The following is an 18,029-nucleotide window of genomic DNA, read 5'->3' on the forward strand; positions in this document are numbered from 1 at the left end:
CCAAAGACGAAGCATGCCGACCGGCGCGTTAACGCCGCGTCCACCTTCCTCCTGCAAAGTTTTGCATCAATTCTACACGACCCCGCTCACCGGCCGCTTCAGGCCATTCCGGGCCCCTGCACACCATGACATTAGACCGATCTGGGAATGCCACCAAGCTGGCAGGCCGTTTCACGCTTGCCACCAAGCTCTACGCGATCTTCGCGCTGTTCGCGCTGCTCACGGCCGCGATCGCGATGCTGTCCGACTACAACAGCCGCCGCAGCGCCGACCTGACCAGCGCGATCGAGACGGCGAATGCCGCCGCGCTGAACGTCGAGCGCGTCAACTCGCTGGTCTATGCGGTGGTGATGGAATCGCGCGGCGTCTACATGTCGACCGAGCCGGCCGTGGTGAAGAAATACGGCGAGGGCCTGCTCAAGTTCAACGCGCAGATCCTCGACGTCGTCAAGCGTTGGGAGACCATCGTCAAGGCCGACGACGCCGAACAGTTTGCCACCTTCAAGAAGCGCATCGAGCAGTTCGTCGAGTTCCGCAAGGAGCTGGTGCGCCGCGGCGTCGAGATCAATGCAGCCGCGGGCCGCGAATGGGGCGACAACGACGCCAACCGCGCGGTGCGCTCGGCGCTGAACAAGGACCTCGAGGCGCTGTCCAAGGTCTATGCCGAGCGCGCCAGGCAGATCGCGCAGCAGACCGAGACCAATCGCGAATTGTCGTTCGTGCTGACCTGCCTCGGCGGCATGGCGCTGGCTCTCGTCGCGATCGGCATCGTCATCATCGCCCGCTCGATCGCCCGGCCGCTCGCCTCTATCACCGCCACCATCAAGCAGGTCGCCGACGGCGCCGAAAACGTCGTGGTGCCGCACTCCGACCGCGCCGACGAGATCGGCGCACTGGCCCGCGCGATCCAGGTGTTCCAGGACGCCATGGGCCGCAACCGCAACCTCGCCTCGCAAGTGTCGCACGACGCCGCCGCGCGCGAGGAGCGCGCCCGCCACATCGAACGATCCGTCGAGCAATTTCGCGAGGCGATCGGCGCGATCATGCGCGGCCTCAGCGACAACGCCTCGGTGATGCGCGAGACCGCGCAGACCATCACCCGCGTCACCGCGGATGCGAACAGCCGCGCCGGCACGGCGGCGAACGCCACCGAGCAGGCCTCGCACAACGTCACGGCGGTGGCGGGCGCGGCCGAAGAACTGTCGGCCTCGGTGGTGGAGATCGGCCGCCAGGTGCGGCAGAGCGCCGGCGCAGTCGAGCAGACCGGCCAGCGCACCGAGAAGTCGATCTCCGAGATCGAGAGCCTCGCAGCGGCCACGCAGCGCATCGACGGCGTGCTCAGCCTGATCCAGGCGATCGCCGAGCAGACCAATCTGCTGGCGCTGAACGCCACCATCGAGGCCGCGCGCGCGGGCGATGCCGGCCGCGGCTTTGCCGTCGTCGCCCATGAGGTGAAAGCGCTGGCGGGCCAGACCGCCAAGGCCACGGCCGAGATCAGCGAGAACGTCGCGATGATCCAGGCCTCGACCCGCAACGCCGTCGATGCCGTCCGCGAGATCGGCGGCGCGGTCCGCGAGATCAACGAGGTCACCTCGGCGATCGCCGGCGCCGTCAGTCAGCAGGACGCCGCGACGCGCGAGATCTCATCGAACGCGCAATCGGCCGCGCAGGGCAACGAGACGCTCGTGGCCAACATCACCTCGCTGCGCGATGCCATCGGCGAGACCGACACGGCGGCATCCTCGGTGCTGACGGCGGCGAGCAGCCTGACGGCGACGGCGGACACGCTGTCGCGCGAGGTGGAGAAGTTCTTCCAGAACTTGCGCTCGGGGTCGGCGGACAGCCGCCTCGCCAGGGCGGGATGACAGGGCGTGCCCGCCCGCGAAGCGGCTGTGGGCACGCTCCAAACGAAAAACTGAAAAACAACCCCATGCACAGTAGACGGGCGCAGCTTTATCAATGGCTTGGCGACCGGGTTTGACGATTGCGGATTTTACGAATCGATTTGACTCGTCGGGCAAAACACCGGCATGATCTCATCATGGTGATGGCGTGCCGCTTCGCACTCTCCCGGCCCGCGCGCCTCCGTGGCCTGGCCCCGGCGATCAGGCCTGCCGATCTCCGCTCAAGGCAAACGCTGTCAGTCCAGCGCCTTGCGAGGACGTGAGATCAGGCGCGCGGCTTCCATGACCTGTGGCGCCAGCTTCTCGCGCACTGCGTCCAGCGTCCATGTCGCGGTGGAGACCGAGCTGTGCACTGCGCCCAATGGACGCCCCCATTCGTCCGTGATCGCTGCGGCGACGCCGATCTCGCCGAGCAGCACTTCCTGGTTGGACACGCAAAAACCATCGAGGCGCGCCTGTTCGATGATCTCCAGAATGCGCATCCGGTCGGTGATCGTCATGGGCGTAAGAGCATGCAGCGCCCGCGAGTCCAGCAACGATTCAACCTCGGACACGGGCATCTGGGACATGATGGCGCGCCCGCCAGAGGCGCAATAGGCAGGTTGCCGCCGTCCGACCAGTGCGGCGGCGACGTTCATGCGATGCGCCGGCAGGCGGGCGATGTAGATGATCTCGCTGCCGTCGAGCTTGCCCATGTTGAATGTCTCGCCGGTACGCTCGCTGGCATCGATCAGATGCAGCAAACCGTCGTTGATCAGCGGGTCGGTGATGAGAAAGCCATGCGCCAGGTCGAGGGCGCGCACCGTCAAGCGGTAGCGCCGCGACTCCGGATTCTTCTCCAGATAGCCGAGCGCCGTCAGCGTGTGCGTGAGCCGCTGCGCTGAACTCTTGCCGAAGCCCGTGGCAATGCCGATCTCGCTGAGACTCATCGGCGCCATGCGACCGGCCACGACTTCCAGGACTCGCATCGCCCGCTCGACGGCGGCGACATAGAGACCATCGCCCTTATCGTCCTGCCTGCTCCCTGCCGGCCGTCCCATTGATTCCTCCCGCCTCGTGCTTGCGACCCAAAGTAGCGCACTGCAACAAATGTTTGACGCGTTCCAGCAAATGTGGAAGCTTTGGTATCGCCATAACGATATCAAATATCGCCTACCGATACAATAGCCCGATACGCGGGACTTGTGGTGGCATGACCGAACGGAAAGGCAGACAGGATGCTTCAGGATCTCCGACTTTCGCGGCGCCTGCCGCCTCTCGCGTCCGGAGTGGCCCTCGCGCTCGCCGTCGGTGCCGCAACACTCAGCCCATCGCCCGCCATGGCCGGCAAAGCCAACAACACCTTGACCTTTGCACTGGATCAGGAGGTCGAAGCAGTCAATTTCTACCAGAGCACCAGCCGTGACGCCCTGATCCTCAGCCGATTGATCTGGGACACCTTGATCTACCGTGATCCCGTCCACGGCGAATACAAACCCGCGCTCGCGACATCATGGAAATGGGTCAATCCGACCATCCTGGATCTCGACCTGCGCAAGGGCGTGACCTTCCAGAACGGCGAGCCGTTCGACGCCGACGACGTCGTCTTCACGATCAACTACTTCTCCAGCCCCGAGGCCAAGTTGAAGAACGCGTCGGTCATCTCGTGGATCGACCACGCCGAGAAGCTGGGCGACTATCAGGTTCGCCTGGTCCTCAAGAAGCCCTTCCCGGCCGCGCTGGAATATCTCTCCAGCCCGCTGCCGATCTATCCGAACGAATATACCAAGAAGGTCGGCCAGGAGGGCATGGAAGCGCATCCCATCGGCACCGGCCCCTACAAGGTGACCGAGATCGTCAAGGGGCAGTCCATATCCTTCGCGCGTAACGATCACTACTGGAAGGAAAGCCCCAAGGGCCAGCCGCAGATCGCCAAGCTCGTGATGCGCACGATACCCGACAAGAATACCCAACTCGCCGAACTGATGACCGGCGGCGTCGACTGGATCTGGAAAGTCGAAAAAGACCAATCCGACGCCCTACGTTCCGCACCGAACCTAACGGTCAAGGACGCCGAGACGATGCGCATCGGCTATCTGACCTTCGACGCGGCCGGCAAGGCCGGCGCCAGCCCGCTCAACAAGATCGAGGTGCGCCAGGCGATTTCCTATGCGATCAACCGCAAGGCCATCGTCGACAACCTGATCGCCGGCGGCGCGCGCGTCGTTCACAGCGCCTGCTTCCCCGAGCAGTTCGGCTGCGACCAGACGATCAAGCGCTATGACTTCGACGTGGCCAAGGCGAAGGAGCTGCTGAAGGCGGCAGGCTACCCGAACGGCTTTTCCGTCACGCTCGATGGCTATCGGGACCGCGAGTTGGCGGAAGCAATGGTCAGCGACCTGGCGCGTGTCGGCATCAAGACGAACCTGAACTTCGGCAAATACGCCGCGATCCGCGATGCGATCCGCAGTGGCAAGTCGCAGATGGCCTTCATGACCTGGGGCTCGAACTCGATCGGCGACGTCTCGGCTTCGACAGGCGTGTTCTTCAAAGGTGATGCAGAAGACACCTACAACGACGCCGAGGTGAAGGCCGACCTGACGAACGGAGACACGCAGACGGATCCAGCCGTGCGCAAGGAGGCCTATTCCAAGGCCCTGCACCGCATCGCCGACCAGGCCTACTGGCTGCCGCTGTGGTCCTATCCCTACACCTACGCCTACACTTCAGAGCTCAACTTCACGCCCACCTCGGACGAGATTCCGCATTTCGCCCAGGCCAGCTGGAAGTAACGAAGCGCGGGTCTCGTGGGGACACGCGGTCGCCTCCGCCGGGGCCGCAAGCATCTGAAGGGCAGACATGTTCGGCTTTCTCGTCAAACGCCTGGGGTTGGCCCTGCTGGTCGCCATCACTGTTTCGGTGGTGGCGTTCGGCCTGCTGCGCGCCTCGGGCGACATTGCTGTGGCAGTGGCCGGAGAAGGGGCGACGCCAGCCGACATCGCGACCGTGCGTCGTCAGTTCGGCTTCGACCGCCCGCTACCAGTCCAGTACCTCGATTGGGCCGCCAAGGTGCTGTCGGGCGACCTTGGTCGCTCGGTGTATTTCCACGTTCCCGTGCTCGAACTGATCGCCGAACGGCTCCCGGTGACACTGGCGCTTGGCGGGCTCGCCCTCGCCTTCGCGATCCTGCTGTCGATCCCGCTCGGTGTGATCGCCGCGCTCAGGCCGAACAGCCTGCTCGACCGCGCGTGTCTGTGGATTGCCGTTTTCGGCCAAGCCATGCCCAGCTTCTGGTTTGCATTGATGCTGATCCTGGTGTTCGGCGTGTGGTGGCGATTGCTGCCGATTTCGGGGACCGGAAGTGTGGCGCACTACATCATGCCGGCCATCGCGCTCGGCTACTATGCGGCGCCGGCGATCATGCGGCTGACCCGTGCCGGCATGGTCGAGGTGCTGGATTCCGACTATATCCGCACCGCTCGCGCCAAAGGCCTGAGGACTGGCAAGGTGCTGTTCAAGCACGCCTTGCGCAACGCCGTCATCCCGGTCGTTGCCCTGGCTGCAGTGCAGTTCGGCTTCATGCTGAGCGGTTCGATCGTGATCGAATCTGTCTTTGCGATGCCCGGCGTGGGCGAACTTGCCTGGATCTCCCTGCAGCGCTCCGATTACACCGTCGTGCAAGGCATCGTGCTGATGCTCTCCGTCATCTACATCTTCCTCGCGCTGCTCGCCGACCTCTTCAATGCCTGGCTCGACCCCAGGATCAGGGTGGCCTGACGCCATGAGCGATGCAACTGCGACACCCCTGACCCGCGAGACATTCGTACCGCTCACTCCCTGGGCGCGGATGCGCCGCCGAGCCCTCCGCCACGGAGGCGTCATGTTTGGCGGCGGCCTGCTGATCGTCTGCATCGTCGTCGCCCTGGCAGCGCCCTGGCTGGCACCCCACGATCCCTATGCCCAGGACCTGACCCGGCGATTGATCGACCCGGTGTGGGCCGCCAAGGGTAGCTGGGCGCATCCGCTGGGCACCGACCAGCTCGGCCGCGACTATCTCAGCCGCATGATCTACGGCTCGCGCGTATCGCTGATCATCGGCCTGGTGACGATGGTGATTTCCGGCCTCATCGGCACCGCGATCGGCATCGCGGCCGGCTATTTCGGCGGTCGCGTCGACCACGTGGTGAACTTCGTCGTCACGACACGTCTTTCGATGCCGGTGATCCTGGTCGCACTGGCGGTCGTCGCCATTGCGGGCAGCTCCCTGCTCATCGTGGTGCTGGTGCTCGGCCTCCTGCTCTGGGACCGCTTTGCGGTCGTCATGCGAAGCGCCACCCGTCAGGTGCGCGATCTGGAGTATGTGATTGCCGCGCAAGCCGTGGGCATGTCGGTCTGGCGCATCATCTGCTCGGAGATATTACCCAACGTGCTCGGCGCCTTGATCGTCGTTGCCACCCTGGAAATGGCGCACGCCATCCTGCTGGAAGCTGCCCTGTCCTTTCTCGGCCTCGGGGTGCAGCCTCCGACTCCATCCTGGGGCCTCATGGTTTCAGAGGGACGCAGGGTGATGTTCGTCAAATCCTGGCTCATCACCATTCCGGGGGCCGCGTTGTTCCTGCTGGTCCTGGCCATCAACCTCCTGGGCGACGGCCTGCGCGACGTCATGGCGCCGGAGGGGCGGTCATGAGCGAAAGCATGGCAACGACCGGGACTGCGATCAACGCGCCGCTCCTCGTGGTCAAGGATCTGCATGTCGACTTGCCGCTGGAGCACGGCATGCTGCACGCCGTGCGCGGCATCTCCTTCGACGTCAAGCGCGGCGAAACGCTTTGCATCGTCGGCGAGTCCGGTTGCGGCAAGTCCATGACCTCGTTGGCCGTGATGGGCCTCCTGCCGCGCAAGGCCCAACGTAGCGCGGCGCAGCTGACCTTCGACGGGCAGAACCTGGAGCGGATGTCGGACCGACGCATGGCGGCGTTGCGCGGCAACCGCATGGCGATGATCTTCCAGGAGCCCATGACCTCGCTGAACCCGGCCTACAGCGTCGGCGACCAGTTGATGGAGGCGCTGCTGTGTCATCGCCGCGCCGGCCGCCGAGAGGCGCGCGAGCGCGCCATGCATCTGCTGGAGCGGGTTGGCATCACGGCGTCAGAACGGAGACTTGCCCAATACCCCCACCAGCTTTCCGGCGGCCTTCGTCAGCGCGTGATGATCGCCATGACGCTGATGTGCGGACCGGAGCTGATCATCGCCGACGAACCGACCACAGCGCTCGACGTCACCACGCAGGCGCAGATCCTGCACCTGCTGCTGGAGTTGAAGCGCGAGATGGGTCTCGCGCTGGTCCTGATCACCCACGATCTCGGCGTCGTCGCCCGCGTCGCCGATCGTGTCGCCGTGATGTATGCCGGCGAGATCGTCGAGACTGGCACTGCGCAGGAGATCTTCGGCGCGCCCCGGCATCCCTATACCAAGGGGCTGCTCAGCTGCATTCCGGTTCCGGGGCGCACGCAACCCGGCAAGCATCTCGGCAGCATACCGGGCATCGTGCCCTCGCTCATCGGCCCCCTGCTGGAATGCGGCTTCCGCGAGCGCTGCAGCCAGGCGCACGATCCTTGCCGGCGGACCGTGCCGCTCCATCCCCTCGGTCCGGAGCACGCGGTGCGTTGCGTTCTGGCCAATGGCGGCGCAGCGGTCCCGGCATGAACGAACAGTCACCCATCCTCGAGCTGCGCGGTGTCACTCGCAATTTCCGGGTCAGCCGCGGACTGATGCGCGGGACGGCGACGCTGAAAGCCGTCGACGACGTGTCGCTGAGCCTGCGCCGCGGCGAGGCGCTGGGCCTGGTCGGCGAATCCGGCTGCGGGAAAACGACACTGTCGCGCATCCTGCTCGGACTGCTGGCGCCGTCGTCCGGCGAAGTGCTGATCGACGGCCAGACGCTCGCCGCAGCCGATCCGAAAGCGCGGGCCCGCCGCATCCAACCGGTGTTCCAGGACCCCTATTCCTCTCTGAACCCGCGCAAGACCGTGTCGCAGATCGTCGCCGCGCCGCTGGACGTCCACGCCATCGGCACCTCCGCCGAACGAGAGCGGACGGTCGTCAGGACGCTCGACCTCGTGGGACTGCCACGTCGCGTTGCCGACAGCTATCCGGGCCAAATGTCGGGCGGCCAGCGGCAGCGGGTGGCCATTGCGCGCGCCCTTGTCATGCAACCCGAGGTGATCATCTGCGACGAGCCCACCTCGGCCCTCGACGTCTCGGTCCAATCCCAGATCCTCAACCTGCTGCTCGATCTGCAGAAGGAGCTGGGCCTCACATACCTGCTGATCAGCCACAACCTTGCAGTGGTCGAGCATATCGCCAACCGGGTCGCGGTCATGTATCTCGGCCGCATCGTCGAGGTGTCCTCGACTACGCGCCTCTTCGCCGAGGCTCGTCACCCTTACACGACCGCCCTGTTGCAATCGGTTCTGACCCCGGAGCCCGGCCTCGGCATCCCGGACACGCATCTCGGCATCTCCTATCCGAATCCCATGGACCCGCCCAGCGGCTGCGCTTTCCATCCTCGCTGTCCCGCCATGATGGACGTTTGCCGGCATCAGCGCCCGGAACCTCTGCGCGACGACCATGGGCGCGTCGAGTGCCATCTCCGGCCACGGCATAAGCAAGACCAAGAAGGAAACCCATGAGCCAGACGCGACGCGTTCTCTCGGCGCAAATCGCGCACGAGACCAACACCTTTTCGATCGTTCCCACGACGATCGAGGACTATCGCAAGCGGCTGCTTCTCCTGGATGCCGAGATCGCCGCGGCGCTGACCGACACCAGGATGGAGATCGCCGCGCATCTGGCCGCAGCCAAACGTTACGGCTGGACCCTGGTCCAGCCGGTCGCCGCCGCGGCCACCCCATCCGGGAAGGTGACGGCCGAGTGCTGGGCCGAACTGCAGCGCCTGATCTACGAGGCCTGCGAAACGGGCCCGCTCGACGCCATCATCCTCGCATTGCACGGCGCGATGGTGACCGAGACCGACGACGACGCCGAGGGTGCGCTGCTCGAAGGATTGCGCAAGCGTCTGGGCGAAACGATCCCGATTGCGGTGACGCTCGACTTGCACGCCAACGTCACCGAACGTATGGGCCGGCTCGCCAACATCATGCTGCCCTACCGAACCTACCCGCATATCGACCAGTATGAGACGGCGTTCCGCGCCGCTGAACTGCTGCAGTCGGCGATGGACGGCACGATCCGCCCGAAAGTCTTCCGCCTGCAGGGACCTCTGCTCGAAGGATGCAATCACGGCCGGACCCAGGGCGGCGTGATGAGCGACCTGCTGGCGCGCGCCGCGGACATGCAGGCGCAAACGCCCGGCCTCTTGTCCGTCGATGTCTGCGCGGGCTTCAGCCTCGCAGACATTGCCGAGGTCGGCCCCAGCGTTCAGGTCACCTACGATGCCTCCCACAACGCCGCCGAGGCGGCCGCGCGGCAGGCCGCGGCCGCGCTCAACGACGAGATGTACCACCGGCGCGCCGAGGCCACCGTAGCGGTGCTCGACTTGCCGACCGCGACGAAGCTTGCCGTCGCAGCCGCAGCGGATGTCGCGGACACCCGTCCCCTCGTGATCGCTGACTGCAGCGACAACCCGGGTTCTGGCGCCTACGGCGATGGTGTCCGTCTATTGGAGGCGCTGCTACAGGCGGAGGTCGGAAGCGTGCTCTTCGGTGTCCTCGGCGACCCCGAAACCGCGGCCCGCTGCCACGCCGCGGGCCTTGGAGCCAGCCTGGATGTCGTTGTCGGTGCCAAGCGCCATCCCGCCAGCTACGGACCTCCGCTCAAGCTGACCGGGCGGGTGACCGGCCTGTCGGACGGCGCCTTCGTATGCGAGGGGCCGATGAATGCCGGTCAGCCCATGTCGCTCGGGCCCGCGGCCTTGCTCGAGGTCAACGGCATCTCCATCGCAATTTCGACCAACACGCTGCAGACCTACGATCAGGAAATGTTCCGAATTCTCGGAGCAGAACCGGCTCAATTCCGGATCGTCGCGGTCAAGTCTGCGCACCACTTCCGAGCTGCCTTCGGACCCATGGCCAAGGAGGTGATCCTGGCCGATAGCGGCGGCCTTGCCACCAATGACCACACCAAGCTTTCCTACCGAAGAGTCCGCCGTCCCATCTGGCCGCTCGACGAGATCATGCCAGGTTGACCTGTCCGCTCGGGCTTCTGCTCGACGGCGCGCCGCCGAGGCCACTGGCCCTACCCCGCCGCGCTTGATCCGCTCCTTGCGCAGGCGGCAAGATGCACCTGATCCGGCCCGTCGCCGGATGAAGCGCTTGCCCGCCTGAGGCCGAGATCGGACCATTGATTCAGATTGGTTCCTCCGCTCCGTTGATCCATCTCAACAGAGCCTCGGCCGAGTTGTTCATAAACTCCACAAGATGCCCCATCGCCGAGCGATGCAGCCGAAAGCGAGAGATGACCAATGGCCAACAAGGAAGTCGTGATCTGTTCGCCCGTGCGCACCGCCATCGGCACGTATGGCGGCACGCTGAAGGATTTGCCGGCTGTCGATCTCGGCGCCGTGGCGATCCGTGCAACGCTCGAGCGCGCAAAGCTGTCGCCCGGCGATGTCGGCACCATCGTCATGGGCAACGTGATCCAGGCCGGCAACAAGATGAATCCAGCCCGGCAAGCGGCCATCAATGGCGGCGTTCCCGTCGCTGTCCCGGCACTGACGGTCAACCGGGTCTGTGGCTCCGGTGCTCAGGCGATTGCAAGCGCGGCCCAGGAGGTGATGCTCGGGTTCGTCGACAGCGCGGTTGCCGGGGGCATGGAGAACATGGACCGCGCGCCGTATCTCATGGGTTCCGGGCGCTGGGGCTATCGCATGGGCGATGCGAAGATCTTCGATGCGATGCTGATGGACGGCCTGAATGACGCCTTCTCCGGGCAACATTCCGGATGGCATACCGAGGATCTCGCAGCCTCGCATCAGATCACCCGCGAAGAGCAAGACCGTTGGGCCGAACGCTCGCAAAAGCGATTTTCCGCGGCCCAGGCTGCCGGCAAGTTCGCCGCAGAAATCGCTGCGGTCGAAATTGCCTCCCGCAAGGGTCCAGCACATTTCGACAAGGATGAGCACAACCGGCCCGATACGACGATGGAAAGCCTCGGCAAGCTGAAGCCAGCCTTCCGTAAAGACGGCACCATTACCGCCGGTAACGCGCCCGGGCTCAATACCGGCGCGTCGGCGATGATCGTCGCCGATCGCGCCTGGGCCGACAAGAAGGGTTTGCTGCCGATGGCGCGTCTGGTCGCCTACGGGATAGGCGCTGTCGAACCAGGCATGTTCGGCTTGGGGCCGGTGCCGGCAGTGAAGCAGGCGCTCGAACGGGCCGGCTGGAAGGTATCGGATGTCCAGCGCATCGAGATCAACGAAGCCTTCGCGGCGATCGCAATTGCGGTTGCGAAGGACCTGGGTCTCGATGCAAGCATCGTCAATGTGGAAGGCGGTGCGATCGCACATGGTCACCCGATCGGAGCCAGCGGCGCGGTGCTGACCACTCGATTGCTGCATTCGATGAAGCGCGACGGTATCCAAAAGGGTATCGTCACTCTCTGCATCGGCGGCGGTCAGGGGATTGCGCTTGCGCTTGAATCGATGAATTGAGCAGTGCTCACGCGGCATCCGGACCGATCGGATCATGTCGCGTGACCTCTGCGGCCTGAGGACTGCCTATATTGCCCCACTTTCGCGCGCTGACCGCCCCAACACCATATCTGTTCTTTACCGGCAAGGGGGGAGTGGGCAAGACCTCTCTTGCGTGCGCCACGGCCGTTAGCCTGGCCGACCGCGGACTGCGCGTCCTCATCGTCAGCACCGACCCTGCGTCGAATCTCGACGAGATGCTCGAGGTCACTTTGACCGATCGCCCCACCCCGGTGCCAAACGCGACCGGACTTTCGGCGATGAATATCGATCCCGAGGCTGCGGCCGAGAACTATCGCATTAAAGTGCTCGAGCAACTCGGAGCGGAGGTTCCCCCTGACGAGCGATCGACCGTGCGCGAGCAGCTCTCCGGCGCCTGCACCACCGAAATAGCTGCCTTTGACGAGTTCGTGGGACTGCTGGACGGCGATATCGCGGGGTTCGATCACATCATATTCGACACCGCCCCGACCGGTCACACGTTGCGGCTCCTGAGCCTGCCAAAGGCATGGACCGGCTTTCTCAAGGACAACGATCGGGGAGCATCCTGCCTCGGGCCGCATTCAGGTCTGAAGATGCAGGAGGATCGCTTTCGCAAGGCGCTCCAAGCCTTGGGCAATTCCAAGCAGACCACCATCATTCTGGTCACCCGCGCCGACCGGGGTGCGATCCGCGAGGCGGCCAGAACGGCGGCCGAACTTGACGCGCTCAATCTCTCGAACCAGCTTCTCGTGGTGAATGGGCGCTTCCACGCCACGGACCCGACCGATGTCGTCGCAGTTGCCCTCGAGCGGGATCAGGACGAGGCACTGGCCGCAATGCCTGCATCGCTCACGAAACTGCAGCGCGACGAAATTCCTCTGCTTGGGTTCGACATCGTCGGCCTGGTGGCTCTGCGGGCACTTTTGTCGCCGACCCATCAGCCACCGCTTGTATCCACCGAGCCCGGCACTGAACCGGTCGACCTGCCGGGCCTGAATCGGTTGGTCGATGATATCGCGCAGGGCAAGCATGGCCTCATCATGGTCATGGGTAAGGGGGGCGTCGGAAAGACGACGATCGCCGCGGCCATCGCCGCGGGATTGGCCAAGCGCGGTCATGCCGTTCATCTCAGCACGACCGATCCCGCAGCTCACGTCAGCTTCGTCGTCGATGGCGTCATGCCCGGTCTGACGGTCGACCGGATCGACCCCCGGGTTGAAACGGAGCGGTATGTCGCAAAGATAATGGCGAGCCGGGGCCGGGACCTGGACGAGCAGGCCAAGGCTCTGCTGCTCGAAGACCTCGCTTCGCCATGTACCGAAGAGGTCGCCGTGTTCCACGCCTTCTCACACATTGTTGCGGAGGCCCGGAGCGCTTTCGTCGTGCTCGATACGGCGCCGACAGGCCACACGCTCCTACTGCTGGACGCGACCGGCGCCTATCACCGCCAGATGACGAGCCAGGTTGCACCGACCGGTGCAGGACGTATCGTTACCCCGTTGATGAGGCTGCAGGATCCCAACCACACAAAGATCATCCTCGTGGCGCTGCCGGAGACGACGCCGGTTTCCGAGGCCGCCTCCCTTCAGGATGATTTGCGACGCGCCGGCGTCGAACCATACGGCTGGGTCATCAACAAGAGCCTCGCCGTCTCGGGAACTCGCGATCCCCTGCTGCGGCTTCGGCTCGATCGAGAGCGAACGCAGATCGCTCGCGTTCGGAACGGGCTCGCAAGGCGCGCTTTCATTGTCGGATGGCGCGTAAAGCCGCCAATCGGCGTGGAAGAGCTGCGCAGTCTGTCATGAACGTTGTTTGACGGTGTGACGTCTGCGGCAGGGTCAAAAGGCGAAGCACAGCAATTGCTCGCTTGCGCTACGATCGCAATATAATCATGAGCGGGTCTTGCGACTGCCTGCCGCAGGAAAGTCGCAGCCCTACCCCATCACCCCGCCACGCCGGATCAGCTCCTTGCCCACAGCGGCGAGATGCACCTGGTCCGGCCCGTCGCCGATGCGGATGAAGCGGGCGTAGACATAGGCGCGCGCGAGGAAGGTGTCCTGGGAGACGCCGGCGGCGCCGTGGATCTGGATGGCGCGGTCGATGACGCGGGCGGCCATGCTGGGCACCACGATCTTGGCCGCCGCGATCAGGTCGCGCGCGGCCTTGTTGCCTTCACGGTCCATCTTGTCGGCGGCCTGCAGCGTCAAGAGGCGCGCCTGCGCGATCTCGCAGAAGGAGTGCGCGATGTCCTCGCGCACCGAGCCCTGCTCGGCGAGCGGCTTGCCGAAAGCCGTGCGCGAGACCGCGCGCTGGCACATCAATTCCAGCGCGCGTTGGGCGCAGCCGATCAGCCGCATGCAATGGTGGATGCGGCCGGGGCCGAGCCGGCCTTGCGCGATCTCGAAGCCGCGGCCTTCGCCGAGCAAAATGTTCTCCGCGGGCACGCGGACATTCTCGTAGACGATCTCGGGGTGGCCGACCGGGGCGTCGTCATAGCCGTAAGTGAGCATGTCGCGGACGATGCGCACGCCGGGCGTATTCTTCGGCACCAGGATCATGGATTGCTGGCGATGGCGGTCGGGATGATCCGGCGCGGTCTTGCCCATCACGATCAGGATCTCGCAATCCTCGTTCATCGCGCCTGACGTGAACCATTTGCGGCCGTTGACGACGTAGTCGCCGCCGTCGCGGCGGATCTCGCACTGGATGTTGGTGGCGTCGCTGGAGGCAACCTGCGGCTCCGTCATGGAGAAGCCAGAGCGGATGCGTCCCTCCAGCAGCGGCTTCAGCCAGCGTTCCTGCTGCGCCTTCGTGCCGTAATTGGCGAGCACCTCCATGTTGCCGACGTCGGGCGCCGAGCAGTTGAACACCTCGGGCGCCCAGAGGATGCGGCCCATGATCTCCTTCACGGGCGCATATTCGAGATTGGTCAGGCCCGGGCCATGCTCGCCGGACAGGAACAGGTTCCAGAGCCCCTGCTCGCGTGCCAGCCGCTTCAGGTCCTGCAAGACAGCCGGCGTCTTGTAGCGCGATGCTTCCGGCTTGACCTGCTCGTAATAGAGCTCCTCGACCGGCTCGACATGCGTCCGCATGAACTGGCGGACGCGGTCCTGCAGCTCGAGCGAACGGGGAGAGTGTTGAAAGTCCATGGTGGTCTCCTGTTCCCTTCTCCCCTTGTGGGAGAAGGTGGCGCGAAGCGCCGGATGAGGGGTTGTTTCCGCGAGTTCAAATGTAGAGACGACTCGCGGAGCCATACCCCTCACCCGGCTGCGCTTCGCGCATCCACCCTCTCCCACAAGGGGAGAGGGTGCACCGTCTCTGCGGCCTACCCTTCACGTGCCGCGCAGGAGCTCGCTCGCCACGACCCAGTCGTTGCCGTCGAACTGGAGCATGTAGCCGTCCTTGATCGGGCGGAAATCCTGCGGCGTGGTGTTGAGGGTGATGCCGGGCATCAAGAGCGACAGCGGAACGTTCTTCAGGTTGGCCGCCTGCGCCATGATGTTCTCGCGCGTCAGATTGTCCTTGCACTGCCTCAGCAGGACCACCAGCGCCTCGGCGACGGTATAGCCATAGAGGCCGGCGACGTTGTTGACGTCGGCATTGGGCAGGCGGCGCTTCATGAAATCGATATAGGCCGTCATCGCCGGATCGTCCTTGGGCTCGGCGACGAACGGCTTGAGCGAGCCGAGCGACAGCACGCCCTTGCCCGCGTCGAGGCCGGCCGGCACCATCACGGTCGCCTTGTTGGCACAGCCGCTCGCGAGGAAGCGCGTCGGCCTCCAGCCGACCTCATGGGCTTTCCGGATCGCCTGCGCGCAGGCGCGCGGCGTCACCGAATAGATCAGGAAGACGTCGGCCTTGGTATTGGCCAGCGTCAGCACCTGGGAATCGACGGTTGGGTCGGCGACCTCGAAGCTCGAGGCCATCGCGATCGCCTTGTCGGCGTCGGCGCCGAGCGCCTCCTTGACGCCGCGCAGATATTCCTTGCCGGCATCGTCGTTCTGATAGAGCACCGCGAAGCGCGCATTCGGGTTCTTGGCGCGTGCATAGGCGACGTCGATCGCGGCCTCGCTGGTGTAGTTCGGCGCCCAGGGCAGCGCCATCGACCAGGGCATGTTGGCGGGATCGTTCCACTTCGAGGCCGAACTGATCAAGAAGAGCTGCGGCACCTTGTTGCTGTTGAGATACTTCGCGATGGCCGAGCTCGGCGCGGTGCCCATGGTCGCGAAGATGAAGGCGACGCCGTCGCCCTCGACGAGGCGCCGCGCCGCTTCCATGGTCTTGGGCGGGGAGAAGGCATCGTCCAGCGAGATCAGATTGAGCTTGCGGCCGCCAACTCCGCCCTTCTCGTTGATCTCGTCGAAATAGGCCGAGATCACCCTGCCCGTGATGCTGAGCGGCGAGGCCGGGCCGCTATAGGGCATGGTGTTGCCGATCTTGATCTCGGTGTCGCTGACGCCGGGACCGTAGGATTTTTGCGCGGAAACGGACGTGGACAGGCAGCCGGCAGCCAGCGCTGCGGCCAGGGCCAAAGCGGCTCTCATGGTTTCTCCCCGGTGATGATCGCCCGCGCGAAGCGGTCAACGCTTGCGCGGCGTGCTGCTTTATTGTCAGCGCGTCAGATCAGCGGAGTTACGCAAGATGGTCTTGCGTCGAGTTGCTGATGGCCCGCGTCGGCCTGGCGCATGAAGCCCTCGCTTCACCTGTCCCGACGGGAGAGACGAAGAGGGATCTGCGCTCAGCCTCGCCGCTTCAAGCCAAAGCCGAGGCTGATCCAGCCGGCACCGGCCATGATCAGGTCGATACCGAGAAACAGGCCGAGGATGTAGACGCTGTTCACGGGCCAGCGCGCCACGATGAGCAGGCCGAGCAGCAACGTGATCGCGCCGGATAGCGCAACCCACACCCACGGGCTCTCGCGTTTCATGCTGAAGGCGAGAAAGAGCCTGACGGCGCCCGAGGCGATCAGCGATGCCCCCAAAAACAGCGTCAGCAGGACTGCCGCGAGCAGCGGATTCGCGAAGGTCAGGAAGCCGGCGACGATATAGAGCACGCCGAGCAGCGCCCAGATCAGGAATTTTCCCCAGCTCTTCACCTGGAATGCGCCGATCACCTCGGCGACACCAGCCACGATCATCATCGCGCCAACCACGATCACGCTCGCCACCGTCGCCATCACGACGCTGCCGAGAGCGACGAAGCCGGCGATCACATAGACGACGCCGAGCGCGACGATCCAGCCCCATTTGGCATGCAGCGCGGCGATGCCCGAACCGAGGCTCGCCTGGTGAGACGTATCCGAAGCACTCGTCATGGCCGCCACTCCTGTGCAAAGCCCGGAGGCACAATTCAAGATAGCATGAACCGGACCGGGACGACAGCCAGCAGAACACTCCTCATCGGCAGCAACATTGACGCAAATCAAGATCGAATGCAGCGAATACGTCTGCCATGTCCTGCAATGATCAGGCGCGCTCGGCAGCGTTGCGAACGTCGAGCACGGCCTGGGCCCATTCGGCGGGCCGCTCCTGCGGCAGGTTGTGGCCGGCATCCTTGAAGACGCGCCGCTCGAAAAACCCCTCGAACTTGCGCGCGTGGTGGGCCGTGCCGGGATTGACGCCGTCGCTGTCGCCATCGATCGCAATCGTCGGAACGCGGATCGGCGGCTGGGCGGCGAGCTTCGCCTCGATCGCGGCATAGGCGGGGTCGCCCGCCACCAGCGCGTAGCGGTGGCGATAGGAGTGAATCACGACATCGACGAAATCGGAATTATCGAAGGACACAGCGCTTGCTTCGAACGTCGCGTCGTCGAACGACCATTTGGGCGACCACATCGCCCAGAGCTGACGGGCAAAGCCGCGGCGGTTGCGCTCCAGCGCGCGGCGGCCGCGCTCGTTGTGGAAGAGATATTGATACCAGAGTGCCGCCTCCTCCGGCGGCGAGGCCGGTTCCATGGCGCGGGCGATGTTCTGGATGTTGTAGGAATTGCCGGAGACGAGCCCGATCACGCGTTCCGGATGGAGCGCCGAGACCACGCAAGCCGCACGTCCGCCCCAGTCATAGCCACCGACGACGGCGCGCTCGATGCCGAGCGCATCCATGAACGCTAGAAGATCGGCGCCAAGCGCGGCCTGCTCGCCGGACCGCAGCGTCTCGGCGGAACGAAAGCGCGTCGGGCCATAGCCGCGCAGCCAGGGCACCAGCACCCGTGCGCCTGCCTCGGCGATGATCGGCGCGGCGACCGCGTAGGCGTTCACGTCATAGGGAAAGCCGTGCCCGAGGATGCAGGGCCAGCCGTCCGGCGCGCCGTATTCGCGATAGGCGATGTCGAGAACATCCGTGGCAATGGTTTTCTGTTGCATGATTTGCTCAGCGGTTGATCGCGATCGTAGCCCGGATGAGCGCAGCGAGATCCGGGATCAGGCGTCATCTCCCCCCGGATATCGCGGCGCTCA

General features: G+C 64.9%; 14 protein-coding genes. 9 read left to right on the forward strand and 5 right to left on the reverse strand.

Annotated elements, in window-relative coordinates; translation table 11 throughout:
• Positions 1-125: 125 nt before the first annotated feature.
• Positions 126-1,865 (forward strand): methyl-accepting chemotaxis protein, encoded by a 1,740-nt coding sequence (locus ACM42_RS14830; RefSeq protein ID WP_271528617.1) that lies wholly within the window; start codon positions 126-128, stop codon positions 1,863-1,865.
• 275 nt (positions 1,866-2,140) lie between these two features.
• On the opposite strand, the gene ACM42_RS14835 is transcribed toward ACM42_RS14830, so the two are convergent.
• Positions 2,141-2,944 carry an IclR family transcriptional regulator gene (locus tag ACM42_RS14835; RefSeq protein WP_271528618.1) on the reverse strand — a complete coding sequence of 268 codons (804 nt, stop codon included), beginning with the start codon at positions 2,942-2,944 and terminating at the stop codon, positions 2,141-2,143.
• A gap of 177 nt (positions 2,945-3,121) precedes the next feature.
• On the opposite strand from ACM42_RS14835, the gene ACM42_RS14840 reads away from it, so the two are divergent.
• The 8 genes from ACM42_RS14840 (at position 3,122) to arsA (ending at position 13,379) form a co-directional block, all read left to right on the forward strand.
• On the forward strand, positions 3,122-4,675 hold the full coding sequence (locus ACM42_RS14840) for an ABC transporter substrate-binding protein (RefSeq protein WP_271528619.1): 1,554 nt from the start codon (positions 3,122-3,124) through the stop codon (positions 4,673-4,675).
• 67 nt (positions 4,676-4,742) lie between these two features.
• Positions 4,743-5,660 (forward strand): ABC transporter permease, encoded by a 918-nt coding sequence (locus ACM42_RS14845; protein WP_271528620.1) that lies wholly within the window; start codon positions 4,743-4,745, stop codon positions 5,658-5,660.
• Positions 5,661-5,664: 4 nt separating this feature from the next.
• The gene (locus ACM42_RS14850; protein WP_271528621.1) at positions 5,665-6,570 is read left to right on the forward strand and encodes an ABC transporter permease; all 906 of its coding nucleotides are present in this window, start codon (positions 5,665-5,667) and stop codon (positions 6,568-6,570) included.
• Positions 6,567-7,589: an ABC transporter ATP-binding protein gene (locus ACM42_RS14855; protein ID WP_271528622.1), complete on the forward strand. Its 1,023-nt coding sequence runs from the start codon at positions 6,567-6,569 to the stop codon at positions 7,587-7,589. Before ACM42_RS14850 ends, ACM42_RS14855 begins: the two co-directional genes overlap by 4 nt.
• Positions 7,586-8,575 (forward strand): ABC transporter ATP-binding protein, encoded by a 990-nt coding sequence (locus tag ACM42_RS14860; RefSeq protein WP_271528623.1) that lies wholly within the window; start codon positions 7,586-7,588, stop codon positions 8,573-8,575. Before ACM42_RS14855 ends, ACM42_RS14860 begins: the two co-directional genes overlap by 4 nt.
• Positions 8,572-10,089 (forward strand): M81 family metallopeptidase, encoded by a 1,518-nt coding sequence (locus ACM42_RS14865; protein WP_271528624.1) that lies wholly within the window; start codon positions 8,572-8,574, stop codon positions 10,087-10,089. Before ACM42_RS14860 ends, ACM42_RS14865 begins: the two co-directional genes overlap by 4 nt.
• A 276-nt stretch (positions 10,090-10,365) precedes the next feature.
• Positions 10,366-11,553: an acetyl-CoA C-acyltransferase gene (locus tag ACM42_RS14870; RefSeq protein ID WP_271528625.1), complete on the forward strand. Its 1,188-nt coding sequence runs from the start codon at positions 10,366-10,368 to the stop codon at positions 11,551-11,553.
• Positions 11,554-11,624: 71 nt separating this feature from the next.
• Positions 11,625-13,379 carry an arsenical pump-driving ATPase gene (gene arsA / locus ACM42_RS14875; RefSeq protein ID WP_271528626.1) on the forward strand — a complete coding sequence of 585 codons (1,755 nt, stop codon included), beginning with the start codon at positions 11,625-11,627 and terminating at the stop codon, positions 13,377-13,379.
• 129 nt (positions 13,380-13,508) lie between these two features.
• On the opposite strand, the gene ACM42_RS14880 is transcribed toward arsA, so the two are convergent.
• From ACM42_RS14880 to ACM42_RS14895, 4 genes are all read right to left on the reverse strand, one after another.
• Positions 13,509-14,723 carry an acyl-CoA dehydrogenase family protein gene (locus tag ACM42_RS14880; RefSeq protein ID WP_271528627.1) on the reverse strand — a complete coding sequence of 405 codons (1,215 nt, stop codon included), beginning with the start codon at positions 14,721-14,723 and terminating at the stop codon, positions 13,509-13,511.
• Positions 14,724-14,906: 183 nt separating this feature from the next.
• Positions 14,907-16,118, reverse strand: a complete 1,212-nt coding sequence (locus ACM42_RS14885; RefSeq protein ID WP_271528628.1) for an ABC transporter substrate-binding protein — start codon at positions 16,116-16,118, stop codon at positions 14,907-14,909.
• A gap of 194 nt (positions 16,119-16,312) precedes the next feature.
• On the reverse strand, positions 16,313-16,888 hold the full coding sequence (locus ACM42_RS14890; protein ID WP_271528629.1) for an HdeD family acid-resistance protein: 576 nt from the start codon (positions 16,886-16,888) through the stop codon (positions 16,313-16,315).
• A 151-nt stretch (positions 16,889-17,039) separates the two neighbouring features.
• Positions 17,040-17,936: an alpha/beta fold hydrolase gene (locus ACM42_RS14895; protein ID WP_271528630.1), complete on the reverse strand. Its 897-nt coding sequence runs from the start codon at positions 17,934-17,936 to the stop codon at positions 17,040-17,042.
• Positions 17,937-18,029 lie beyond the last annotated feature (93 nt).

It is taken from the genome of Bradyrhizobium sp. CCBAU 25338 (assembly GCF_028128965.1).
Lineage (GTDB): Bacteria > Pseudomonadota > Alphaproteobacteria > Rhizobiales > Xanthobacteraceae > Bradyrhizobium > Bradyrhizobium liaoningense.